Below are 24370 nucleotides of genomic sequence, written 5' to 3'. Positions count from 1 at the left end.
CGTCAGGGACGCCCGCGCAGCACGGCCTGCTTGACCTCGGCGATGGCCTTGGTGACCTCGATGCCGCGGGGGCATGCCTCGGAGCAGTTGAAGGTGGTGCGGCAGCGCCACACGCCCTCCTTGTCGTTGAGGATGTCGAGGCGCACGGCGGCGTTATCGTCGCGCGAGTCGAAGATGAAGCGGTGCGCGTTCACGATCGCGGCGGGGCCGAAGTACTGTCCGTCGGTCCAGAACACCGGGCACGAGGACGTGCAGGCGGCGCAGAGGATGCACTTGGTCGTGTCGTCGAAGATCTCGCGGTCGGCGATGCTCTGGACGCGCTCCTTGCCTTTCTCCGGCACGGAGTTCGCCACGAGGAACGGCTGGACCTCGCGGTAGGAGGCGAAGAACGGCTCCATGTCGACGACGAGGTCCTTCTCGAGCGGCAGGCCCTTGATGGCCTCGACGTAGATCGGCTTCGAGATGTCGAGGTCCTTGATCAGCGTCTTGCAGGCCAGACGGTTGCGGCCGTTGATGCGCATGGCATCGGAGCCGCAGATGCCGTGGGCGCACGAGCGGCGGAACGTGAGCGATCCGTCGACCTCCCACTTGATCTTGTGCAGCGCGTCGAGCACGCGGTCGGTGGAGAAGAGCTCCACGTCGTAGTCGACCCAGTGCGGCTCGGAGTCGACCTCGGGGTCGAACCGGCGGATGTTGAAGGTGACGATGAAGGACTGGATCGCCGCCTCTTCGGTCGTGGCTGCGGGGGCTTCGGCGATGGCGTTCGACATGCTCAGTACTTCCTCTCCATCGGCGGGTAGTTCAACTCGCCCTGCTCGTTCTTCGTGAACACGACGGGCTTCCAGTCGAGCTTGATGTGGTCGCCCGGGTCGGACGAGTGCGCATCTCCCGTGAGGTAGGCCATGGTGTGCTGCATGTAGTTCTCGTCGTCGCGCTTCGGGAAGTCGTCGCGCATGTGTCCACCACGGCTCTCCTCGCGGTTCTGCGCGGCATAGACGACGACCTCGGCGATGTCGAGCAGGAAGCCCAGCTCGACGGCCTCGAGCAGGTCGGTGTTGAAGCGCTTGCCCTTGTCGTCGACGTGGATGTTGCGGTAGCGGTCGCGCAGATCGGCGATGACGCCGAGCACGTGCTGCAGGGACTCGTGCGTGCGGAACACCTGCGCGCCCTTGTCCATCTCGTCCTGCAGCGTCTTGCGCAGCACGGCGATGCGCTCGGTGCCCTGGTTGTTGCGCAGCCCCTCGAGCATGTCCGAGACGAAGGCGGCGGGGTTCTCGGGAAGCGGCACGAACTCGGCGGTCTTGACGTACTCGACCGCGTTGCGCCCCGAGCGCTTGCCGAACACGTTGATGTCGAGCAGCGAGTTGGTGCCGAGACGGTTGGCTCCGTGCACCGAGACGCAGGCGCACTCGCCGGCGGCGTACAGACCGGGCACGACGGTGTCGTTGTCGGCCAGGACCTCGCCGTTGTTGTTCGTCGGGATCCCGCCCATCGCGTAGTGAGCGGTCGGCATCACCGGCACGGGCTCGACGACCGGGTCGACACCAAGGTACGTGCGGGCGAACTCGGTGATGTCGGGGAGCTTGGTCTCGAGGACCTCCGCGCCCAGGTGCGTGCAGTCCAGCAGCACGTAGTCCTTGTGGGGACCCGCGCCGCGCCCCTCGGCGACCTCCTGGACCATGCAGCGGGCGACGATGTCACGCGGCGCGAGGTCCTTGATGGTCGGGGCGTAGCGCTCCATGAAGCGCTCGCCCGAGGCGTTGCGCAGGATCGCGCCCTCACCGCGGGCGCCCTCGGTGAGGAGGATGCCGAGTCCGGCGAGACCGGTCGGATGGAACTGGAAGAACTCGAGGTCCTCGAGGGGGAGGCCCTTGCGCCAGACGATGCCCACGCCGTCGCCGGTGAGGGTGTGCGCGTTCGAGGTCGTCTTGAAGATCTTGCCGAAACCGCCGGTCGCGAAGATCACGGCCTTGGCCTGGAAGACGTGCAGCTCGCCCGTGGACAGGTCGTAGGCCACGACGCCCGAGACCTGCGTCTTGCCGTCGGCATCCTTCACCGTCAGGAGGTCGAGGACGTAGAACTCGTTGAAGAAGTTGATGCCGAGCTTGACGCAGTTCTGGAAGAGCGTCTGCAGGATCATGTGACCGGTGCGGTCGGCGGCATAGCAGGCGCGACGCACCGGGGTCTTGCCGTGCTCTGCGGTGTGCCCGCCGAATCGGCGCTGATCGATCTTGCCCTCGGGGGTGCGGTTGAAGGGGAGACCCATGTTCTCGAGGTCGATGACCGCGTCGATCGCCTCCTTGGCGAGGATCTCCGCAGCATCCTGGTCGACGAGGTAGTCGCCGCCCTTGACCGTGTCGAAGGTGTGCCACTCCCAGCTGTCCTCCTCGACGTTCGCGAGGGCGGCCGCCATGCCTCCCTGTGCCGCGCCGGTGTGCGAACGCGTCGGGTAGAGCTTGGAGATGACGGCGGTGTTCGCGCCGGAGCCTGCCTCGATCGCCGCGCGCATGCCTGCGCCGCCGGCGCCCACGATCACGATGTCGAACTGGTGGTAGTGCACTCCGTCGCGCACGACGGAAGCCTGGGTCTCTGTAGTCACTTCTCGTATGCCTTCTCTTCTACTTGCCCAGGGTCTGGCACTGTTCCCACAGCGTGCTCGTCTCGGTCACACCGAGGCACGGGTCGAACGTGAAGACGACCAGCGTGCCGAGGATGATGAGCAGTGCCGCAGCCAGGCCGAGGGCCCAGGTCAGTGCCTTGCGGGCGGTGTTGTTCGTGACGTAGTCGTTGACGATCGTCCGCATGCCGTTGGCGCCGTGGATCAGGGCCAGCCACAGCATGAGGACGTCCCACCACTGCCAGAACGGCGTGGCGAACTTGCCCGCGATGAACGCGAAGTCGAGGGCGTGGATGCCCTCGCCGACCATCAGGTTGATGAACAGGTGGCCGAAGATCAGCACGACGAGGACGACGCCGGAGCCGCGCATGAACAGCCAGCCCCACTTCTCGAGGTTGAATCCGCGGCGGGTGCGTGCCGGAGCGGCGACGGTCTGAGCGGTCATCAGTGTCCTCCTCCGAAGCCGGCGAACGCGAGCATGAGGTGGCGCGGCACGAAGCCCGCCATGATGATGCCCCAGACCAGGAGCACGCCCCAGAAGAGCTGTCGCTGGTACTTGGCGCCCTTCGACCAGAAGTCGACCGCGATGATGCGCAGGCCGTTCATCGCGTGGAACACGATGCCCGCGACCAGCACGACCTCGCCGAGGGCCATGATCGGGTTCTTGTATGTGCCGATGACCGCGTTGTAGGCCTCGGGCGACACCCTGATGAGTGCTGTGTCGAGCACATGCACCAACAGGAAGAAGAAGATGGCGACTCCGGTGATGCGGTGAAGCACCCACGACCACATGCCTTCGCGACCTCGGTAGAGGGTGCCGCGGGGCGTCTTGGAAGTGGTTTCCGAAATCGACGGTGTCAAGCGAGCGCTTGTGGACACGGTCGTCCTCCCTGGATCGATGTGACTCGGTCGCGTGCGATGCGTCTGTCCAGCGTGAACGTGCTGTCGTAGGGCACGGCCGATCGGACACCATCCTATTCCCGTGAGAGGGCACCGGGCGACGAAGGGGAACCTAACTCTCTCGATGTCGAGATGTCCGCCTCCGATGTCCGGATGGCGGCCCGCGATACCCTGTCAGGGTGAGCCAACCGATTCCGAACTTCTATGCCGTCATCCCCGCCGGCGGCATCGGCAGCCGCCTGTGGCCGCTGTCGCGCGCGGACGCCCCGAAGTTCCTGCACGACCTCACCGGGTCGGGGCATTCGCTGCTCCGCGACACCTGGGACCGGCTGGAGCCGCTGGCCGGAACCGATCGCATCGCCGTCGTCACCGGCCGCGCGCATCGGGCCGCGGTCGAGGCCGAGCTCCCCGGCATCCAGGACCTCAACGTCTTCCTCGAGTCCGAGCCCAGGGAGTCGGCGGCCGCGATCGGCCTCGCCGCCGCGATCCTCCACCGCCGCGACCCCGACGTCATCATCGGCTCGTTCAGCGCCGACCACGTGATCCGCAGCACGCGAGTCTTCGAGTTCGCCGTGCGAGACGCGGTCGAGGTCGCTCGCGAGGGCTACATCTGCACGATCGGCATCGCCCCGACGGAGCCCGCCATCGGCTTCGGGTACATCAAGAAGGGTCCCGAGCTCGTCGTGGAGGGCGCGCGCGAGGCCGCACTCGTCGAGAGCTTCGTGGAGAAGCCCGACCTCGAGACGGCGAAGGCGTACTTCGCCGATCGCGACTACCTCTGGAACGCCGGCATGTTCATCGCGAAGGCGAGCGTGCTCCTCGAGGAGCTCGCCGAGAACGAGCCCGCGCTCTACTCCGGACTGCTCGAGCTCGCCGAGGCGTGGGACGACCGCGAACGTCGGGGCCCCGCGGTCGACCGCATCTGGCCGAGGCTGAAGAAGATCGCCATCGACTACGCCGTCGCCGAGCCCGCCGCCCGTCGCGGTCGCCTCGCCGTCGTGCCCGGCCATTTCGACTGGGATGACGTGGGGGACTTCGCCTCGCTCACCAAGCTCATCAACAACGGCCGCAAGAACGACCTCGCCGTGCTGGGGCCCAAGGCCCGGGTGCTCTCGGACGCGGCCAGCGGAATCCTCGTCAGCCAGACCTCGCGAGTGATCAGCCTGATCGGCGTCAAGGACATCGTGGTCGTCGACACCCCGGACGCTCTGCTGGTGACCACGGTCGAGCACGCCCAGCGCGTGAAGGGCGTCGTCGAGTCGCTCAAGCTCACCGGTCGGGGCGACGTGCTCTGATGAGCACCCGCCGGCGCTCATCGGCTGGCTTGGTTTCAGCTTTGTAACCATTCGAAGGCGGCCACGGGTCGAGCATGCACAAAAGTCGAAACAGTAGGTAACTTTGAGCGATCCGCGATGGGCGCGGGACCCTTCCAGGAGGCATGAGTTGACCATCTCCACCACCAAGAAGCTGCTGGGCGCAACCGTCGCCGCTGGCGTCATCTTCTCTCTCGCCGGCTGCGGCCAGGCTCCCACCGAATCCGGTGGTGATGCAGGCGGAGACGCAGCATCCGACTTCCTGCCCTGCCTCGTGTCCGACGCCGGCGGGTGGAACGACAAGTCGTTCAACCAGTCCGCCAAGGAGGGCATGGACAAGGCGGCCGACGAGCTCGGCGTCAAGCCGCTCGAGTTCGAGTCGGCCAACGACAACGACTACGCGCCGAACCTCGAGACCGCTGTCTCCGAGGGCTGCTCGCTCATCGTCTCGGTCGGCTTCAAGCTGTCCGCCGCGACCGTCGAGTCCGCACTGGCGAACCCGAAGATCAACTACGCGATCATCGACGACTACGCCGACACCGACTTCGACGGCACCACGGATGCTCCGAACATCAAGCCCCTCGTCTTCGACACCGCTCAGGCCGCCTACCTCGGTGGGTACGCCGCCGCTGGATGGTCCGCGCAGGCCGGTGTGAACAAGGTCGGCACCTTCGGCGGAATGCAGATCCCGTCGGTCGCCGTGTTCATGGACGGCTTCCAGCTCGGCGTCGAGAAGTACAACGAGGACAAGTCCGGCGCCGTCGAGGTCTTCGGCTGGGACAACGTGACGCAGAAGGGCTCGTTCACCGGCGGGTTCGACGCGAACGACACGGCCAAGCAGACCGCTCAGGGCGTGCTCGACCAGGGCGTCGACGTCATCCTCCCCGTCGGCGGTCCGATCTACCAGAGCGCCGCTGCGGCGATCAAGGACAGCGGCAAGGACACGCTCATGGTCGGCGTCGACAGCGACCTCGCCGTCGCCGACGAGTCGGTGGCCGACGTCACCCTCTTCTCGATCATGAAGGCGATCGACGTCGCCGTCCAGGACGCCACGATCGCCGCTTCCAAGGGCGACTTCGACCCGGCGCCGTACGTGGGAACGCTCGAGAACGAGGGCGTGAAGCTCTCGGGCTTCGGCTCGTTCGAGGGTGACCTGCCCGACGGCCTGCTCGACGAGATCGCAGCGCTGCAGGAGCAGATCATCTCCGGCGACATCACGGTGGAGTCCCCGAACTCCCCGTAAGTCATCGTGGTCCAGCACGGGGCGAGTGGTGAAAGCGGCCACTCGCCCCGTGCCGTGGGCGGACGATGATGACTGTTCACGGCGCACCAGGGCGATCCCCGGTGATTGCGCCGCAGACCCTCTGGATCACACTTCTGGATAAGGTGCAGATATGAAGCTCGAACTTCGCGGAATCACCAAGAGATTCGGCACCCTCGTGGCCAACGACCACATCGACCTGGTCGTCGAGCCCGGGCAGATCCATGCGCTGCTCGGCGAGAACGGTGCGGGCAAGTCCACGCTGATGAACGTGCTCTACGGCCTGTACCAGGCCGATGAGGGCGACATCCTCCTCGACGATGTGGTGCAGCGGTTCCGCGGCCCCGGCGATGCGATGAACGCCGGCATCGGCATGGTGCACCAGCACTTCATGCTCGTGCCCGTCTTCACCGTCGCCGAGAACGTCATGCTCGGCCACGAGCAGACCAAGGGCGTCGGCACCCTCGACATCGCCAAGGCCCGCGAGCACGTGCGCGCGGTCGCCGCCCGCTTCGGCTTCGACATCGATCCCGACGCCGTCGTCGGCGATCTCCCCGTCGGCGTGCAGCAGCGGGTCGAGATCATCAAGGCGCTCTCGCGCGACGCCAAGGTGCTCGTGTTCGACGAGCCCACCGCCGTGCTCACCCCTCAGGAGACCGACGAGCTGATGGCCATCATGCGCCAGCTCCGCGATGAGGGAACCGCGATCGTCTTCATCACCCACAAGCTCCGTGAGGTTCGCGAAGTGGCGGACACCATCACCATCGTGCGCCTCGGGCGCATCGTGGGCGAGGCATCGCCCACGGCCACCAACGGCGAGCTGGCGTCGCTCATGGTCGGCCGCGCGGTCGAGCTCACCGTGAAGAAGGATGCTCCGCGTCTCGGCGAGGGCGGTCTGGTGGTCTCCGGCCTGCGCGTTCTCACCGCCGCGGGGGCCATCGTCGTCGACGGCGTCGACTTCACCGTGCGTCCCGGCGAGGTGCTCGCCGTCGCGGGTGTGCAGGGCAACGGACAGACCGAACTCGTCGAGGCCATCGTCGGCCTCGCATCGCGCGTCGAGGGATCGATCACTCTCGACGGCACCGAACTCGTCGGCAGGAGCGTGCGGGCCATCCTCGACGCCGGTGTCGGCTTCGTCCCCGAGGACCGCACGGAAGACGGACTGGTCGCCGGCTTCACCGTCGCAGAGAACCTCATCCTCGACCGCTCGGCCGACCCCGAGTTCAGCCGCGGCGGCACCCTGCGTCGTGCGGCGCTCGACGACTTCGCCCACGCGCGCATCAAGGAGTACGACATCCGTGCTCAGGGTCCGCACACTCCGGCGGGCACGCTCTCGGGCGGAAACCAGCAGAAGGTCGTCATCGCGCGGGAGATGAGCCGCGAACTGCGTCTCCTCGTCGCCGCTCAGCCGACGCGCGGCGTCGACGTGGGGTCGATCGAGTTCATCCACAAGCGCATCATCGAGACGCGCGACGCGGGGATCCCCGTTGTCGTGGTCTCGACCGAGCTCGACGAGGTCGCAGCTCTCGCCGACCGCATCGCGGTCATGTACCGGGGGACCATCGTCGGGATCGTCCCCGGTGACACCCCCCGTGAGACCCTGGGACTGATGATGGCGGGCGCCGCCGAAGGAGAGGTGGCCGCATGAGCGGTACGACGCCGCAGGCCGGCTCGAACGAGGGGTCGGGCGATCAGCTCTCGCTGAACACGACGACCACTCTGCGCGACTCCGGAGACGTGCCGCCGCCCCCTCGGGGCAATGTCATCCTGAAGGAGATGCTGCGGGGGAGCGCCGTCACCACGATCCTCGCGATCTTCCTCGCCCTCGTCGTCGGCGGCATCCTCATCGCCCTCACCAACGAGGATGTCCTCACTGCATCCGGCTACTTCTTCCAGCGTCCGAGCGACACGATCGCCGCCGTGTGGAACGCCGTCTACAACGGCTACGAGGCCCTGTTCCGCGGAGCGATCTTCAACGCGCGCGGTGCGGACTTCGCCGCGCAGATCCGTCCTCTGACGAACACGCTCGGCTTCGCCGCCCCGCTCGTCGCAGCCGGTCTCGGCGTCGCCCTCGCGTTCCGCGTCGGCCTGTTCAACATCGGCGCCCGCGGGCAGATGCTCATCGGCGTCGCTGTCGCCGGTCTCCTGACGTTCCAGCTCGATCTGCCGTTCTGGCTGCACATCCCGGTGACGCTGATCGCCGGCATCGCCGGCGGTGCGCTGTGGGGAGCCATCGCGGGGCTGATCAAGGCCCGCACCGGGGCGCACGAGGTCATCCTCACGATCATGCTGAACTACGTGGCGTATTACCTGCTGCTGTGGATGATCCGCACCCCCGGCCTCCTCCAGAAGCCGGGCACGAACCAGGCCCTCGGCTATGCCACGCCGGAGAGCGCGCAGTTCCCCGAGCTGCTCGGGCCGCAGTTCCCCCTGCTCGACTTCGGCTTCGTCCTCGTCATCGTCGCGACGCTGTTCGTCTGGTGGCTGATCGAGCGCTCGTCCCTCGGCATGCGGATGCGCGCCGTCGGCGAGAACCCGCACGCCGCCCGCGCCGCCGGAATCAGCGTGCAGCGTGTCTACGTCTACGCCATGCTCCTCGCCGGCGCGCTCGCGGGGCTCGCGGGCATGAACCAGATCCAGGGTGCGGTCACGACCGGCCTCACCGAGACCATCGACGCGGGCATCGGCTTCGACGCCATCACCGTCGCACTGCTCGGGCGCAGCCGCGCCTGGGGCACGTTCGCCGCCGGCATCCTGTTCGGCGCCCTCAAGGCAGGGTCGTTCTCCATGCAGGCGCAGGACATCCCCGTCGACATCGTGCTCGTCGTGCAGTCGCTCGTCGTGCTGTTCATCGCCGCGCCGCCGCTGCTGCGCGCCGTGTTCTTCCTTCCCAAGACCGATGCGGAGAAGGCGGCCAAGTCGAGAGCCAAAGCCGCGAAGAAGGCGGTGACCGCATGACCTCCCTCGCCCAGACCGAAGCCGCCGACGGAACCGTGCAGCTCGCCACCGTGCGCGAGCGGCACCTCAAGGCGCCGATCGTCCTCGCCGGAGCCACCGTGCTGCTGGCCCTCCTGTTCCTGCTCGTGCCGCGCAGCGGCACCAGCAGCTTCCGGCTCAACGACCCCGCCTCGCCCTTCGCGCTGCCCGACGTGGCGCTGCCGACCGGGCCGACGAGCTGGGTCATCATCGCGATCCTCGCGGTGCTGTCGGTCCTGGCCTTCCTGCGCGCATGGTCGTACCGCACGCCCTCGATCTGGCTGGTCATCGCCTTCAGCGTGCTCGCGGTCTTCGGGTTCCTCGTGTGGGCCGGTGCCGGCGGACTCGTGCCCGTGAGCAGTCTGCTCTTCGGCGCCGTGTCGCTGTCGGTGCCGCTCGTGTTCGGTGCGCTCGGCGGAGTGATCGGCGAGCGCGCGGGTGTCGTGAACGTCGCGATCGAGGGTCAGCTGCTGCTCGGCGCCTTCTCGGCCGCCCTGCTCTCGAGCATCACGGGCAGCGCGTTCATCGGCCTGCTGGGTGCGATGGTCGGCGGCGTGCTCGTCGCCGCCGTGCTCGCGGCATTCGCCATCAAGTACCTCGTCGAGCAGGTCATCGTCGGTGTCGTGCTCAACGTCCTGGTCAGCGGTCTCACCGGGTTCCTCTACGGGGCGCTCCTCGCTCCGAACGAGGCGACGCTCAACACCCCGGTGCGGTTCAGTCGCATCGAGATCCCGCTTCTCAGCGACATCCCCATCATCGGACCGGTGCTGTTCAACCAGACCTTCATCGTCTATCTCATGTTCATCACCGTTGCCGTCGTGGCCTGGGGCCTGTACCGCACCAAGTGGGGGCTGCGGCTCCGCGCCGTCGGCGAGCACCCGCAGGCCGCCGACACCGTCGGCATCAAGGTCAACGCGACGCGCTTCTGGAACGTGCTCCTGGCCGGCGCCATCGCCGGCATCGGCGGTGCGTACTTCACGCTCGTCTCGGTGCCGCAGTTCGGCAAGGACATGACCGCGGGCCTCGGCTTCATCGCCCTCGCCGCCGTGATCTTCGGCCGCTGGGACCCGATCCGCGCCACGCTCGCCGCCCTGCTGTTCGGCTTCGCGACGAACCTGCAGAACCTGCTGTCGATCCTGAAGACCCCGATTCCCGGCGAGTTCATGCTCATGCTGCCGTACGTGGTGACGCTGCTCGCGGTGGCGGGCTTCGCCGGTCAGATCCGCGGGCCCGCTGCCAGCGGCAAGCCGTACATCAAGTCCTAGGAGAGACATGACAGACATCGACTGGGACGAACTCCGTCAGGTCGCGACCGAGGCGATGACGAAGGCGTACGCGCCGTACTCGCGCTACCGGGTGGGCGCCGCCGCCCTCGTCGGCGACGGACGCATCGTCGCCGGCTGCAACGTCGAGAACGCCTCGTACGGCGTCACGCTGTGTGCGGAGTGCGCGCTCGTCGGCGACCTGCACATGTCGGGCGGCGGGCAGCTCGTCGCCTTCGTGTGCGTCAACAACGACGGGCAGACGATCATGCCGTGCGGACGCTGCCGGCAGCTGCTCTATGAACACGCGATGCCCGGGATGCTGCTGGAGACCGTCTCCGGCATCCGGACCATCGATGAAGTACTGCCGGACGCGTTCGGCCCCCGGGCCCTTCGTCAGGCTCAGGAACCAGAAGGAGAGTGGCGATGAGCGTTGAGCCTTTCGACGCGGTGGATGTCATTCGCGCCAAGCGTGACGGAGGTGCGGTGCCCGAGAAGGCGCTGCGCTGGATGGTCGACGCGTACACGCGCGGCTACGTGTCGGATGCGCAGATGGCGTCGTTCGCGATGGCGATCTTCCAGCGCGGCATGGAGCGCGACGAGATCCGGGTGCTCACCGATGCGATGATCGCATCGGGGGAGCGGATGAGCTTCGCCACCCTGGGCAAGAAAACCGTGGACAAGCACTCCACCGGAGGTGTCGGCGACAAGATCACGCTGCCGCTCGCGCCGCTCGTCGCCGTGTTCGGCGTCGCGGTGCCGCAGCTCTCGGGTCGTGGTCTCGGGCACACCGGCGGCACGCTCGACAAGCTCGAGTCGATCCCGGGCTGGCGCGCGGCGCTCAGCAACGAGGAGATGTTCGCGCAGATGCAGGGCGACGTGGGCGCGGTGATCTGCGCCGCAGGCTCGGGCCTCGCTCCCGCCGACAAGAAGCTCTACGCACTGCGTGATGTGACCGGTACGGTCGAGGCGATCCCGCTGATCGCTTCGAGCATCATGTCGAAGAAGATCGCCGAGGGCACCGACGCGCTCGTGCTCGACGTGAAGTTCGGCTCGGGAGCGTTCATGCAGGACATCGACAGGGCGCGCGAGCTCGCCCGCACGATGGTCGCTCTCGGCACCGATTCCGGCGTCGCCACCACCGCGCTGCTGACGGACATGAACGTGCCCCTCGGCTTCGCCATCGGCAACGCCAACGAGGTGCGCGAGTCGGTCGAGATCCTCGCCGGCGGCGGACCCGCCGACGTCCGGGAGCTGACGATCGCCCTGGCTCGCGAGATGCTGGCGCTGGCCGGACAGCCGGACGCCGATGTCGAGGCGGCTCTCGACGACGGACGCGCGATGGACGGCTGGAAGGCCATGATCCGCGCCCAGGACGGCGACCCCGACGCGGCACTGCCGACGGCGCGGGAGACCCACGTGGTCACGGCACCGGCAGACGGCGTCGTCTCGCAGATGGATGCACTGCCGTTCGGCGTCGCGGCCTGGCGGCTCGGTGCAGGACGCGCGCGGGCGGAGGATCCGGTCGTCTTCGAAGCCGGCATCGATCTGCACGCGAAGCCGGGCGACCGGGTGGTGGCCGGTCAGCCGCTGTTCACCCTCTCCGCTGCAGATGAGGCGCGATTCCCGAGAGCGCTCGAGGCGCTGGAGGGCGCGTGGGCCGTCGGCGACGAGGCTCCGACCGCGGGTCCCATCGTGCGTGAGCGCATCACGGCGTGAGCGGCGACCGCTAGCCTGAACTGAGCTCAATCCGCGACCGAGAGGAATCCGATGTCGATCGACGCGAACGGTGATGTCACCATCCAGGGGGCCTCCCTGCGCAGCCTGCCCAAGGTGTCGTTGCACGACCACCTGGACGGCGCCGTGCGCCCGTCGACCATCATCGAGCTCGCGGATGCGATCGGACTCGCTCTTCCCGAGACGAACCCGAAGTCGCTCGGGCAGTGGTTCGCCACGAAGAGCGACTCGGGCTCGCTCGTCGAGTACCTGAAGACGTTCGACGTCACCACCGCCGTCATGCAGACGACGGAGGGCCTGACCCGCGTGGCCCGCGAGTTCGTGCAGGATCTGGCGGACGACGGCGTGATCTACGGCGAGGTGCGCTGGGCTCCCGAGCAGCACCTCACGCGCGGACTCTCGCTCGAGCAGGCCGTCGAGGCCGTGCAGCAGGGCATCGAAGAGGGCGAGGATGCCGCGGATCGCGCCGGTCGCAGCATCCGTGTCGGCCAGCTGCTCAGCGCCATGCGGCACACCGATCGCTCGAGGGAGATCGCGGAGCTCGCGGTCGGCTTCCGGGGCCGTGGCGTCGTCGGGTTCGACATCGCCGGTCCCGAAGACGGGTTCCCCGCCTCGGATCACCGCGCTGCATTCGACCTCCTCGCCGAGAACTTCTTCCCGGTGACGGTGCACGCCGGCGAGGCCGCAGGTCCCGGTTCCATCCGCTCCGCGCTGATCGACGGACGCGCACTGCGTCTGGGTCACGGCGTGCGGATCGCGGAGGACCTGCAGGTGATCACCCAGGAGGGCGACGAGGTGCAGGTGCAGTTCGGCGACCTCGCCCGCTGGGTGCGGGATCGCGAGATCCCGCTCGAGCTCTCGCCCTCGTCGAACCTGCAGACCGGGGCGATCACGGCATGGGGCAACACCCTCGCCGACCACCCGTTCGATCTGCTCTACCAGCTCGGATTCGCCGTCACGGTCAACGTCGACAACCGCACCATGAGCGCCACGTCGCTCACGCGGGAGCTCGCGAACCTCGTGGCGACGTTCGAGTACGACCTCGACGATCTCGAGACCTTCCAGTTCAACGCGGCGGCCGGGGCCTTCCTGCCGGTCGAGGAGCGCGAGGAACTCGTCGAGATGATCGCCGAGGGATTCGACGTCTGAGTCATGGTTTCCGGGGGGAAACGACGCCGTGCAGGCCTCGTCATCATCATCATCATCGCCGTCGTCGTCCTCGCCGGGGGAGCGGCCCTCGCGTACGCCTGGGTCACGCGTACGCCGGCGGAGGTCATTCCGCGCACGAGCACCGCGACCATCGAACGCTCTCTGACGCCCGCACAGCAGCTCCTCGCGGATGCGGACGACCCGCTGGCGTGCGCGGTGAGCTTCGTGGGCGAGGGCGCACCGCAGGACCCGATGCTCCAGCATCAGGACGCCCTGTACGTCGGTCTTCCGATCCCCGCCCAGGACGGCCGCGTGTTCGCGGGCTGGTACGCGACCGAGGCCGATGCCACGGCGATGACGGTCGCCGCCCGGGTGAACGGCGCCGACCCGGTCGTCTGCGTCGATCAGCAGGTAGCCCTGTTCGCCGCGTGGACCACGCCGGAGGCCAACGCGGCCGCCGACGTGCAGGTGTCGATCCTGATGTACCACCAGTTCACGACGAACCCCGACGGAGAGTCCGGATGGCTGCGGGGCAACTACGCGTACATCGGCGACTTCGACGCGCAGATGAACCACATCGCGAGCACCGGCTTCTACCTCCCGACGTGGGATGAGCTCAGCGCGTTCATCGACGGTCGGCTCTCACTGCCCGCGCGTTCCGTGATCATCACGGATGACGACGCGGACCAGACCTGGTTCGACCTGGCGGTGCCGGTGATCGATCGGTACGGGCTCCTCTCGACCTCGTTCATGATCACCGCAGATCGTCAGGATCCTCCGCCCTCGAAGTACGTCCTCCGGCGATCGCACACGCACGACATGCACAAGGCGGGCGACAACGGCAAGGGACGGATGGTGAACTGGACGGCCGAGCAGATCGCCGCAGACCTCAACGCCTCCGCCGACGTGCTCGGGGTGCGGGAGGTCATCGCCTACCCGTACGGTCACTACAACGACACGGCGAAGCAGGGCGTCACGATGGCCGGCTACGAGATGGCGCGCACGATCGAGCCGGGATACGTCAAGATCGGCACGGACAAGCTCGCACTCCCCGTCGTCCGCATCGACTACGGCATGGGCCTCGACTCGCTGATCAAGCGGATCGGCTGATCGCTGCTCGCTGATCGCTGACCGCTGACCGCCTCGGCAGCCGGTCAGCGCGGGGCGAGCTCCGCCATGAAGGGGCCGAGGATCTCGGCGACCAGCGCGTGCATCTCGTCGCTCGTGATCGTCGGCTCTCCGTCGCCGGACTGCGGTCCGTAGTCGCCGAACGATGCGTGGGACGCTCCGTCGATCGCGACCATCTTGGCGTCGGCCGGCAGCAGGTCGCGGGCCGCATCGATCTTCGCGGGCGTGGACAGCCCGTCTGCGGTGCCCGAGAGGCTCAGCACCGCGAGATCGGAGTCGGAGACGTCGTTCGCGCAGTAGGAGCCGAACAGCACGAGTGCCTCGGCGTCGCCGGCCAGCTGGCAGGCGCGGACGCCACCCAGCGAATGCCCGCCGACGGCCCAGTCGTCGATGTCGGGGGCGGCGGAGGTGAACGCGTCGAGTCCGCGGAGGTCGAAGAACGCGAGGTTGAGCCATGGGCGCGTGATCACGACCGTGACGCCCTCTTCGGCGAGGCTCTGCAGGATCGGGGCGTACGCCCACGGATCCACCTTCGCTCCGGGCACGAAGACCAGGCCGCGGTCGGAGGCGCCGTCGGCCGGGGTGAGGACGATTCCCTGCTCGGCGTCCTCCACCTGGATCGCGGGGTTCTCCCTGACGCTCGCCAGCGGTGCCCGCTCCGCCGGCATCACCCCGATCTGGCTCCAGGCGACGGTGCCGCCGATCCCGAGGACGAGGACGGCGACGAGTCCCCAGACGATCACCTTCAGGACGCGACGGCCACGCTTCTTCTGCACGTCTCCAGACTACGGCTCGATCGCGAGCCGCTCCCGGCGCACGGCCGTGCGGTACGCGTCCTTGTTGACGTAGTACGCCATGCGGTCCAGCCCGAGGTAGCGGTAGCCGCCGGTGACGTCCGGCCACGGTGCGGTCCTCACACGGGCGCGGAACCGCGCGGCGGCGCCGGGGTCACGCTCGGCGGCATGGAGGTAGGCGGCCAGGAGGTCGGCCTGTTCGTAGCGCCCCTGCCAGCCGATGCCGGACGCCTCGATCATGCCCATCACGTACAGACCGTTGAACGAGGACGGGAAGATGTTCAGGAACAGACGAGGGGCTGCGCCCTGCCACGACAGGTGCGCGCGGTCGACGAACGGGTAGTCCAGCCGGTATCCGGTCGCGAGCAGCACGAGGTCGTAGTCGTCGGCGGACCCGTCACGGAACCGCACGGTCGCCCCGTCGAATCGGTCGACGTCGGGGCGGATGCGCAGATCGCCCTGCCCGAGATGGTTGAGGATCATCGTGTTGACGATCGGATGGGATTCGTAGATCCGATAGTCCGGCCGGGGGAAGCCGAAGCGCACGGGGTCGCCGGTGAACGCGCGGAGCACCCGGCTGTCGACCGCCTGCTTGATGCGAGCCGGCAGCGGCCTGCCCTGGTTGAGGGTGTCGCTGGGGCGTCCGAACAGGTATCGCGGCACGAAGTAGTATCCGCGGCGCACGCTCATGTCCACGGACGCCGCTCGGTGCACGGCGTCGACGGCGATGTCGCACCCGGAGTTGCCCGCGCCGATCAGCAGCACGCGTCGTCCCTCGAGCTGGTCGGCGGATCGATAATCGCTGGTGTGCATCAGCTCACCGGTGAACGCGCCGGCGAAGGCGGGGATGCTCGGAGTCGCCAGGGTGCCGTTCGCGAGCACGACGCCCGCGTACCGCCGGGTCCGTGTGCCCTCCGCGTCCACACTCGTGAGGTCCCAGCCGCCGTCGCGCGGTTCGAGGCGGGTGACGGTCGTGTCGAAGCGGAACAGATCGACGAGGTCGAAGCGGTCCGCATACTCCTCGAAGTACTTCTTCAGCACGCGATGATCGGGATAGTCGACCGAGGACCGCATGGGGAACTCGGCGAACTCCGTCGTCGTCCTCGACGAGATGAGATGAGCCGACTCGTACATCGTGCTGCGGGGGTTGTCGATGTCCCAGAGCCCGCCGACGCCGTGCGAGGCCTCGTAGCCGTCGACGGCGACACCCCGACGCGTCAGCGCCCGCGCGGCGGCCAGTCCCGACGGACCCGCGCCGATGATGGCGTACCTGCTCATGCTGCTCCTCACACGGCATCCTGCTCACACGACATCCTGCTCCCACGACACCGTGCTCGCGCGACTGCGCCCCCTGCCGATCGTAACGGCAGGGGGCGCAGGGGCGACAGGGCGCAGGACTCAGGCGCGCAGCGCCGTCTGCCGCGACACGACCGCATCGTGGATCGCCGGGAAGAGCGGGTGCTCGGGCGCGAGCCCCGTGGTGCGGGTGGTGAACGCCGCGGCGTCCTCCGTGCGCAGAAGCTGCTGCAGCTCCACGGCCTGCTCGTCGTCCGACTCGTCGAACTCGAGGGCGGCGGTGACCGCGCCGACGAGCGCCGTCGTCGACAGCCCGCGCTCCGCGGCCATGGCCGCGGGGCCGATGAATCGCTCGTTGCGCGAGATCTTGCGCAACGGCTGACGTCCCACGCGCTGCACGGTGTCGACGAGTGCAGGGTTGCGGAAGCGCTCGAGGATCGTCGCGCGGTAGTCGGCGAGGTCGGCAGGATCGAGACCGTGCTGGGCGACGAGCACCGCCGACGTCTCCTCCAGGGCGGCGGAGACCCGAGCCGCGATCTCGGGGTCGTCGAGGGCATCCGAGATGCGCTCGATGCCGGCACGGGCGCCGAAGTACGCCGTGGCGGCGTGCCCGGTGTTCACCGTGAACAGCTTGCGCTCGATGTAGGGAGCCAGGTCGTCGACGAAGTGCGCGCCGGGGATCGTCGGCAGAGCGCCGTCGAAGGCCCCGGTCTCGATCGCCCACTCGAAATACGGTTCGACGGTCACGTCGACACCGCCGTCCGCGGGCTGTCCCGGCACGATGCGGTCCACCGCGGTGTTGGCGAACACGGCGCGCGAGAGCAGATCGCCGGCATCCGCGCCCGCCGCCTTCTCGACCTCCGCGCGCAGCGTGTCGGTCGCGCCGATCGCGTTCTCGCACGCCATGACCTGCAGCGGGGCGGCGTCGGGGGAGCGGCGGCGCAGCCCCTCGACGATCGTCGGCGCCACGAACCGCAGCACGGTCGGACCCACGGCCGTCGTGACCACGTCGGCGGAGGCGACCTCGTCGGCCACGGCATCCGGATCGGTCTTGCTGTTCACGGCGCGGAAGCCGGTGACGACGTGGTCGACGCCTCCCGGGCCGGCCTCGTGCACCGTGTACGAATCGACCGCGTTGATCGCGTCGACCAGGGCGTCGGCGACGTCGGAGAAGACGACCTCGTAGCCGCCCTCGTGCAGCAGCAGCCCGACGAAACCGCGCCCGATGTTGCCGGCTCCGAAGTGGACCGCCTTCTTCACTCGTTCACCGCCGAGAGCAGGGCGTAGAGCTCCTCCGGGGTCTGTGCGGCGTTGAGCTTCGCGACGTCATCCTCGTCGGAGAAGAGGATCGCGATCTGCGAGAGGATCTCGAGGTGCTCGTCGCCGCGGCCCGCGATGCCCACGACGAACGTGGCGGGCTCGCCGTCCCAGTCCACGCCGCCGTCGTAGCGGACCACCGAGAGCGCGGAACCGAGGATGGCATCCTTCGCGTCGTTCGTGCCGTGCGGGATCGCCAGGCCGTTGCCCATGAAGGTCGACACCGTCTGCTCGCGCTGGCGCATGGCGTCGACGTACGCGGGGGTGACGGCGCCGGCGGCCACGAGGATGTCGGTGGCCTCCTGCAGGGCGGCGTCCTGCGTGCTGGAGCCTGCGTGGATGCGGACCTGGTCGAGGGTGAGAACGCTCATGGTGTTTCCTTCTTCCTGAATGTGGAGGAGGGGCGGATGCCGAGGCACCCGCCCCTCCCGGTCTGTCACGCCTCGGTGCCGCGCTGCTCGCGCACCATCTCGACGACTTCTTCATACTTCGGGGAGTTCATGAAGTTGTCGACCGACACGTGGATCGAATCCGGCGACTGCGCCTTCGCGCGATCCGTCAGCTGCTGCTGCGTGATCACGAGGTCGGCCGTGCCGTCGAGGTTCGCGATGGCCTGGTTGGTGACGGTGACGCCGTCGACCCCCGCCTTCTTGAACCTGTTGCGCAGCACGCTCGCGCCCATCGCCGACGAGCCCATGCCGGCATCGCAGGCGAACACGACGTTCTCGATGCGGCGGTCGGTCGCGACCGCTGCCGGAGCGGCGGCGTTCGCGGCGAGTCCGCTCAGCGCGTCGGAGGACTTGCCCTTGTTGGCCTCGGTCTGCGCCACGGCTGCGGCGAAGGCGTCCTCCTTCGCGAGGTCCTTCTTGCGGCTCGCGCGAAGGATGAGCATCGAGATGATGAAGGTGACGGCCGCCGAGAGGACGACGGAGAGGATCACTCCGAGATAGTCGGTGCGGAAGGTCTGCCCGAGCACCGCGATGATGCTGCCTGGCGCAGCGGGAGCGACCAACCCGGTGCCGAACAGCATGTTCGTCGTGACACCGGTCATACCGCCGGCGATCAGCGCGACGATCAGAACGGGCTTCATCAGCGCGAACGGGAAGTAGACCTCGTGGATGCCGCCGAAGAACTGGATGACGGCGGCCCCCGGCGCCGACGCGCGGGCCGCACCGATGCCGAACAGGGTGAACGCCAGGAGCAGTCCGACGCCGGGGCCGGGGTTGGCCTCGAGCAGGAACAGGATCGACTTGCCGTCCTGCGCCGCCTGCTGCGTGCCGAGCGGGGTCAGGACGCCGTGGTTGATCGCGTTGTTCAGGAAGAACACCTTCGCGGGTTCGATGAGGATGCTCGTCAGCGGGAGCAGGTTCGTCTCCACGAGCCAGTTGACGGCGGTGGACAGGACGTTCATCAGTCCGTTGACCAGCCAGGCGATGGGGTAGAAGCCGATCACGACCATGATGAAGCCCCAGATGCCGGCCGAGAACATGTTCACGAGCATCTCGAAGCCTGACTTGATCTTGCCGTCCCACAGCGAGTCGAGCCACTTCATCGAGTAGGCGGCCAACGGCGCCATGATCATCGCACCGATGAACATGTGGATCTGGCCGAGCTGGTTGTCCGCCGGCAGGTCGGCGTTCACCTGGGCGATCAGGTAGTCGGATCCGGCGATGGCACCCATGACCGCGATCGCGGCGACGACGCCGCCTCGGGTCTTGTAGACGATCGTTCCACCCGTGTAGGCGATGATGATCGGCAGCAGGTAGTGGATGATCGGGCCGACCAGCGTCTCGAGCTGGTCGTTCGGGGTCCAGCCCTTCGGGATGAAGAACGCGGTGATGATGCCCCACGCGATGAGCGCGGGGATGTTGGGCATGATCATTCCGGACAGGAACGTGCCGAAGCGCTGCACGCCCGTTCGGAGGCCGCCTGCCTTCGTGGCGGCCGGTGACGTCGTCGTCATGATGTCGTCTCTTTCTGCTGGTGAGGGGGAAGGGTTGCTGTGGCGTCGGCCACGGCGAGGCGGGCTCCGGCGGCGTCGTCCGCCGCCAGTGCCAGTTCGGCGAGGTTGCGGGCCTCGTCGAGGGTTCGGGTGGAGAGCATGTGGCGCACGTCCGCGAGTGCGGAGGGTGCCATCGAGAGGGTCGTCGCGCCGAGGCCGACGAGCACGACCGCGAGCATCGGATCTGCGGCGGCTTCGCCGCAGATGCCGACGGGTTTGCCGAGGCGGGCACCGGCGGCGCCGACCTCGCGCACGAGGCGGAGGACCGCAGGATGCCAGGGATCCTGGAACCCTGCCACCGAGCCGAGCATCCGGTCCGCGGCCATCGTGTACTGGGTGAGGTCGTTGGTGCCGATCGAGGCGAAGTCCGCGTGGGCGAGCACCCGATCCGCCAGCAGCGCTGCCGCCGGGACCTCCACCATGACGCCCGCCGTCTTCAGCCCGTACTCACGGGCGAGGGAGGTGAAGTACTCGGTCTCCTCGACGGTCGCGACCATCGGCGCCATGACCCACAGGTCGGCCTCGGTCGCCGCATCCGCCTCGGCGAGCGCCGTCAGCTGCTCGCGCAGGATGTCCTCGCTCGCCCGCAGCGCGCGCAGACCGCGGAGCCCGAGAGCGGGGTTCTCCTCGTGCGCGTCGTTGAGGAACGCCAGGGGCTTGTCGGCGCCGGCATCGAGCATCCGCACGACGACCTTCTTGCCGGGGAAGGCCGCGAGCAGCTCCCGGTAGGACTCGCGCTGCTGCTCGACGGTCGGCGCCTGGGCCGACGAGAGGAACAGGAACTCGGTGCGGAACAGCCCGACGCCCTCAGCCCCGCGTTCGACGGCATCGGCTGCGTCTGCAGGTTTCCCCAGATTCGCCAGCAGCGGGATCAGCGTGCCGTCGGCGAGGGCGCCGGGAGTCAGGGGTGCGTCGTCCGCCGAGCGTCGAGCGGCCGCGCGCTGGTCGGCGCGGTCCTTCTCCTCGTCGGTCGGATCCACGGTCACGATCCCTGCCGCCGCGTCGACGATCACGGAGGTGCCCGTGCCGAGGTCCACAGCCGCAGATGCACCGACGATCGCGACGATGCCCTTCTCCCTGGCCAGGATCGCGGTGTGCGAGGTGGGGCCGCCGTCGAAGGTGACGAGGGCGAGCACCTGATCGAGATCGAGGAGCGCCGTGTCCGCGGGCGCGAGGTCCCTCGCGACGAGGACGAACGGATGACCCGGATCCGGCACGCCGGGAGCATCTTCGCCCCGGAGCCGGGCGAGAACGCGCTGGGCGATGTCGTCGAGGTCGGCGGCCCGCTCGCCGAGGTAGCCGCCGACGGCCTCCAGCGTCGCGCGGAAGCCGGCGAACGCGTCGTGCACGGCCCACTCGGCGGTGGCGCCGTCGTCGATCCTGGCGTCGACCTCGTCCTGCAGCGTCGGGTCCTCGGCGATCATCGCCTGGGCCTCGAGCACCTCCTGGGCCGAGCCGCCCGCGGACTCGCCGCGAGCCGTGAGCTCCGCCGCGACCGCGGTGACCGCCTCACGCGCGCGGGTGCGCTCGACGTCGGCGCCCTGCGTGCTCGGAGTGTTCTCGGGTGCGGGCGAGGCCTCGGTCATGCGCACGACGACGCCCTGGGCGACGCCCAGCCCGATGCCGACGCCGCGCACTTCGCTCATGCGCTCTCCTGGTCGTGGTCGGTGGTGAGCAGTTCGGTCAGGGTGTCGAGAACGCCCTCCGCGCCGTCGCCGTCCGCCGTCAGCGTGACGTAGTCGCCGTGCTCCACCGCGAGCGCGATGACACCGAGGATGCTGGCGGCGTTGACCGGCTTGCCGGAGTCCTTCGCGATGGTCACCGGGATACCCGACTCCTTCGCAGCCTGTGCGAACAGCTTCGCGGGGCGGGCGTGGAGTCCGTGGGAGGAGCCGATCCGAACGGTGCGGGAGACGGTCATGATGTTCCTTTCGAGGTGGTGTCGGCGAGGATCGAGCGCGCGAGCGCCAGCGTGCGGGTGCCGTCGCGGTCGGTGAAGACGTCCTCCGGGAGCACGACGACACGGGTACGCGCCACGTCACGGATGGCGTCGAGGCGATCGGCGAGGTGAGGGCCCACGAGGACGAGGTCGTGCACGCCTCCGGCGACGGAGTGCTCCATGCCGGCAGACGCGTCCCAATCGAGACCGGCGTCCGACGCCGCTCTGCGGAGCCGCTGCGCGACGAACGTGCTGGACGCGCCAGCGCCGCACACCACGAGGATCCTCATCGATGCTCACCCTTCCTGAGAACAGTCTGGGAACCGGAAGCCCCCTCTCGCCAACAGCATCCTTTCCGCCCCTGCGGAACGTCGGTTCCGGAGCGGGGTGCTCCGCTTACTGACATCATGGGAATCACGTCAGGACAGTGCAGTCGGCACGGAGGAGGGGAGGATCATGTCGCGTCAGCGTCAGGACCAGCTCCTCTCGACCCTCCTCCGCCAGGGAGACTGGGCGACGGCCGCGAGCCTCGCCGATCAGCTCGGGGTGACCCCGCGCAGCATCCGCTCGTATGTGGCCGCCGTGAACGCCCGGACCGGTGATGCGGACGCCGTGGAGTCCGGACCCGCGGGGTATCGGGCAGGTGTCGGTGCGCGTCGCGCACTGCGCACGCGGCAGAGCGGCGAGTCGGCCCCCAGAGACAGACTGCACGGGCTGGTCCGCACGCTCCTCGACGTTCCGACCGGCGTCGACGTGTTCGAGGCGGCGACCGAGCTGCACGTCAGTGAGGCGACCCTCGAGGCGGATCTCGCGCGGGTGCGCGGGCTGCTGGAGGGGACGGAGCTGACCCTGGAGCGCGACCGCGAGATCGTGCGGCTGCGCGGCACCGAAGCGGCGCAGCGGCGGCTGCTCAGCCGCCTCGCCCACGACGAGATGGACGCCGCCTCCTTCCACCCCGAGACCTTCCGGCGCGCGCTCGAGGGCGGGGCGGTCGCGGCGGGGTCGGTCGCGCCCTTCAAATCCGCGCTGGTGCGCGAGCTCGGTCAGCTCGGCTACTACGTCAACGAACTCGCGATCTCCGACGTACTGCTGCACATCGCGATCGCCGCCGAGCGGGTCGCCGCGGGACATGCCCTGGAGGCCGGTCCCACGGGGGCGCGCGAGGAGATCCCCCGGGTGGGCGCCGTGATCGCCCGTCTGGCTCGCGAGCACTTCTCGGTCACGCTGGGCGACGGCGACAGCAGTCACCTCGCCTCGCTCGTGCTCACGCGCATCGTCGCACCGGGGGAGGATGCCGCGGGCGACGTGGCACGCAGCGGTGTCGACCCCGCGGTCGAGAGCGCCGTCAGAGCCGAGATCGCCCGTGCCGCCGAGGACTTCCAGGTCGATCTGGTGGATGAGACCTTCGTGCTCCGTCTGGCGCTGCACGTGCAGAACCTGATGCGGCGTGCCGAAGAGCGGGCGCTGACCCGCAACCCGCTCACCCGCTCGCTGAAGACCTCGTATCCGATGATCTTCGAGGTGGCCGTGTCCATCGCCAGCGGGCTGCACGATCGCCTGGGCACGCCGATCCACGACGACGAGATCGCCTACGTCGCCATGCACGTGGGAGGACGCCTCGAGCGCAGCCGCAAGGCGGAGTCGATCCTCACGGCGACGATCGTCTGCCCCGGATACTACGAGCTCCACGAACTGCTGCGATCGAGCGTCGACCGGTCGCTGGGCTCGGCGATCGAGGTCACCAGCGTCATCACGAACGTCGATCCCGACTGGACGTCCTTCGACACCGACCTGGTTCTCAGCACCATCGAGCCCGGCGCGGTCGGCGATCGGTTCGTGCGCATCCAGCCCTTCCTCACCGACTCCGATGTGGATCGCATCCAGCAGGCCGCGGCCAGGGTGCGACGGGGGCGACGGCTGACCCGGCTGCGCGCCGAGCTCGCCCGCTACTTCGATGCCGACGCCTTCGTCTACCCGCTCCCCGACGAGGGCGAGGAGGCGATCATCCGACGACTCGGAGGGCTGCTCGTCACGGCCGGGCTGATCGGCGAGGACTACGTCGAGAACACCATCGTGCGCGAGCGCATGTCGTCGACCGCGTTCACCGACGCGCTCGCCGTCCCGCACGCGCTGCAGATGACGGCGACGAGGACGGCGATCGCCATCGGCGTGGCGGACGGATCCGCCGCGTGGGGCGAAGGACGGGTGCAGGTGGTCGCGCTCGCCGCCTTCAGCGAGACGGATCGTGCCGCATTCCAGACGGTCTTCGAGCAGCTCGTCGAGGTGTTCAGCGAGCGCGACAGCGTCCAGCGCATCCTCCGCCGGGGCACGAGCTTCGAGACGTTCCTCGACGAGCTCGTCGCCGTCATCGACGGCTGACGGTCAGCGGTCGCCGGCCGTCCGCCCCCGTGTCGTCAGCCGCGGGGGTCGAGGACCGCGGCGAGGGTGTCGAGGACGGAGGCGGCATCGGCCGACTCCGCGGTCTCGAGCACCACGGCGTCGCCGGGCGCGAGCGCGAGATCCATCAGCGCGAGGACGCTGCTGAGATCCACGACCGCGCCCGACGACGTGCGCAGGGTGACGGCATGCGGATGCGCCTGCACGAGCCGCACGAGCTCGGCGACGGGGCGGGCATGCACCCCGTTGTGCGCGGTGATGACGACGTGTCTTCTCGGCATC

The 24370-nt window shown here is 68.6% G+C and carries 23 protein-coding genes; 10 read left to right on the top strand and 13 right to left on the bottom strand.

Translation table 11 applies throughout. From position 1 onward, the window contains the following. Positions 1-2: 2 nt before the first annotated feature. Genes FQ142_RS16715 through sdhC form a run of 4 tightly spaced genes read right to left on the bottom strand, consistent with a single transcriptional unit; the run spans position 3 to position 3496 of the window. Positions 3-770 carry a succinate dehydrogenase iron-sulfur subunit gene (locus tag FQ142_RS16715; protein ID WP_045253530.1) on the bottom strand — a complete coding sequence of 256 codons (768 nt, stop codon included), beginning with the start codon at positions 768-770 and terminating at the stop codon, positions 3-5. Between the two features lie 2 nt (positions 771-772). Next, a complete protein-coding gene (gene sdhA, locus FQ142_RS16710; RefSeq protein WP_056420882.1) occupies positions 773-2599 on the bottom strand; it encodes a succinate dehydrogenase flavoprotein subunit in 1827 nt (608 codons plus the stop codon). A gap of 19 nt (positions 2600-2618) precedes the next feature. After that, the gene (locus tag FQ142_RS16705) at positions 2619-3062 is read right to left on the bottom strand and encodes a succinate dehydrogenase hydrophobic membrane anchor subunit (protein ID WP_056420888.1); all 444 of its coding nucleotides are present in this window, start codon (positions 3060-3062) and stop codon (positions 2619-2621) included. Beyond that, positions 3062-3496 carry a succinate dehydrogenase, cytochrome b556 subunit gene (sdhC, locus tag FQ142_RS16700; protein ID WP_072591539.1) on the bottom strand — a complete coding sequence of 145 codons (435 nt, stop codon included), beginning with the start codon at positions 3494-3496 and terminating at the stop codon, positions 3062-3064. Before sdhC ends, FQ142_RS16705 begins: the two co-directional genes overlap by 1 nt. A gap of 200 nt (positions 3497-3696) precedes the next feature. On the opposite strand from sdhC, the gene FQ142_RS16695 reads away from it, so the two are divergent. The 9 genes from FQ142_RS16695 to FQ142_RS16655 all read left to right on the top strand — a co-directional run bounded on the left by FQ142_RS16695 (position 3697) and on the right by FQ142_RS16655 (position 14325). After that, complete coding sequence (locus FQ142_RS16695) at positions 3697-4812, top strand: mannose-1-phosphate guanylyltransferase (RefSeq protein ID WP_056420891.1); 1116 nt, start codon at positions 3697-3699, stop codon at positions 4810-4812. Positions 4813-4960: 148 nt separating this feature from the next. Continuing rightward, positions 4961-6073, top strand: a complete 1113-nt coding sequence (locus FQ142_RS16690) for a BMP family protein (protein WP_149424233.1) — start codon at positions 4961-4963, stop codon at positions 6071-6073. Between the two features lie 151 nt (positions 6074-6224). Then, positions 6225-7739: an ABC transporter ATP-binding protein gene (locus FQ142_RS16685; RefSeq protein ID WP_056420897.1), complete on the top strand. Its 1515-nt coding sequence runs from the start codon at positions 6225-6227 to the stop codon at positions 7737-7739. Next, positions 7736-9049, top strand: coding sequence for an ABC transporter permease (locus tag FQ142_RS16680; RefSeq protein ID WP_149424232.1), 1314 nt, complete (start codon positions 7736-7738; stop codon positions 9047-9049). The genes FQ142_RS16685 and FQ142_RS16680 overlap by 4 nt, the downstream gene beginning before the upstream one ends. Next, entirely contained in the window at positions 9046-10332 is a 1287-nt protein-coding gene (locus FQ142_RS16675; RefSeq protein WP_056420901.1) for an ABC transporter permease, read from the top strand. Before FQ142_RS16680 ends, FQ142_RS16675 begins: the two co-directional genes overlap by 4 nt. A 7-nt stretch (positions 10333-10339) precedes the next feature. Then, positions 10340-10759, top strand: a complete 420-nt coding sequence (locus tag FQ142_RS16670; protein WP_045253522.1) for a cytidine deaminase — start codon at positions 10340-10342, stop codon at positions 10757-10759. Continuing rightward, the gene (locus FQ142_RS16665; RefSeq protein WP_045253521.1) at positions 10756-12048 is read left to right on the top strand and encodes a thymidine phosphorylase; all 1293 of its coding nucleotides are present in this window, start codon (positions 10756-10758) and stop codon (positions 12046-12048) included. Before FQ142_RS16670 ends, FQ142_RS16665 begins: the two co-directional genes overlap by 4 nt. A 51-nt stretch (positions 12049-12099) precedes the next feature. Continuing rightward, a complete protein-coding gene (locus tag FQ142_RS16660; protein ID WP_149424231.1) occupies positions 12100-13215 on the top strand; it encodes an adenosine deaminase in 1116 nt (371 codons plus the stop codon). Between the two features lie 3 nt (positions 13216-13218). Beyond that, positions 13219-14325, top strand: a complete 1107-nt coding sequence (locus FQ142_RS16655; protein ID WP_149424230.1) for a polysaccharide deacetylase family protein — start codon at positions 13219-13221, stop codon at positions 14323-14325. 44 nt (positions 14326-14369) lie between these two features. Here FQ142_RS16655 and FQ142_RS16650 read toward each other — a convergent pair whose 3' ends face one another. From FQ142_RS16650 to FQ142_RS16615, 8 genes are all read right to left on the bottom strand, one after another. After that, on the bottom strand, positions 14370-15119 hold the full coding sequence (locus FQ142_RS16650; protein ID WP_149424229.1) for an alpha/beta hydrolase: 750 nt from the start codon (positions 15117-15119) through the stop codon (positions 14370-14372). A gap of 9 nt (positions 15120-15128) precedes the next feature. Beyond that, positions 15129-16415 carry a flavin-containing monooxygenase gene (locus tag FQ142_RS16645; RefSeq protein ID WP_149424228.1) on the bottom strand — a complete coding sequence of 429 codons (1287 nt, stop codon included), beginning with the start codon at positions 16413-16415 and terminating at the stop codon, positions 15129-15131. Positions 16416-16535: 120 nt separating this feature from the next. Continuing rightward, positions 16536-17693 carry a mannitol-1-phosphate 5-dehydrogenase gene (locus FQ142_RS16640; protein ID WP_149424227.1) on the bottom strand — a complete coding sequence of 386 codons (1158 nt, stop codon included), beginning with the start codon at positions 17691-17693 and terminating at the stop codon, positions 16536-16538. Beyond that, positions 17690-18121 carry a PTS sugar transporter subunit IIA gene (locus FQ142_RS16635; protein WP_056420925.1) on the bottom strand — a complete coding sequence of 144 codons (432 nt, stop codon included), beginning with the start codon at positions 18119-18121 and terminating at the stop codon, positions 17690-17692. Before FQ142_RS16635 ends, FQ142_RS16640 begins: the two co-directional genes overlap by 4 nt. 65 nt (positions 18122-18186) lie before the next feature. Then, the gene (locus tag FQ142_RS16630) at positions 18187-19713 is read right to left on the bottom strand and encodes a PTS mannitol transporter subunit IICB (RefSeq protein WP_149424226.1); all 1527 of its coding nucleotides are present in this window, start codon (positions 19711-19713) and stop codon (positions 18187-18189) included. Continuing rightward, positions 19710-21398: a phosphoenolpyruvate--protein phosphotransferase gene (gene ptsP / locus FQ142_RS16625; protein ID WP_149424225.1), complete on the bottom strand. Its 1689-nt coding sequence runs from the start codon at positions 21396-21398 to the stop codon at positions 19710-19712. The genes FQ142_RS16630 and ptsP overlap by 4 nt, the downstream gene beginning before the upstream one ends. Then, complete coding sequence (locus tag FQ142_RS16620) at positions 21395-21673, bottom strand: HPr family phosphocarrier protein (protein WP_045253512.1); 279 nt, start codon at positions 21671-21673, stop codon at positions 21395-21397. Before FQ142_RS16620 ends, ptsP begins: the two co-directional genes overlap by 4 nt. Then, positions 21670-21981 (bottom strand): PTS sugar transporter subunit IIB, encoded by a 312-nt coding sequence (locus tag FQ142_RS16615; RefSeq protein WP_056420935.1) that lies wholly within the window; start codon positions 21979-21981, stop codon positions 21670-21672. Before FQ142_RS16615 ends, FQ142_RS16620 begins: the two co-directional genes overlap by 4 nt. Positions 21982-22147: 166 nt before the next feature. On the opposite strand from FQ142_RS16615, the gene FQ142_RS16610 reads away from it, so the two are divergent. After that, a complete protein-coding gene (locus tag FQ142_RS16610; protein WP_149424224.1) occupies positions 22148-24070 on the top strand; it encodes a BglG family transcription antiterminator in 1923 nt (640 codons plus the stop codon). Positions 24071-24105: 35 nt separating this feature from the next. Here FQ142_RS16610 and FQ142_RS16605 read toward each other — a convergent pair whose 3' ends face one another. Then, positions 24106-24369, bottom strand: a complete 264-nt coding sequence (locus tag FQ142_RS16605; protein WP_149424223.1) for an HPr family phosphocarrier protein — start codon at positions 24367-24369, stop codon at positions 24106-24108. Position 24370: the final 1 nt, after the last annotated feature.

It is taken from the genome of Microbacterium sp. ANT_H45B, from assembly GCF_008369345.1.
Classification (GTDB): Bacteria; Actinomycetota; Actinomycetes; order Actinomycetales; family Microbacteriaceae; genus Microbacterium.
Note: the sequence above shows the minus strand (reverse complement) of the source record. Positions and strands in the feature narration are given on the sequence as shown.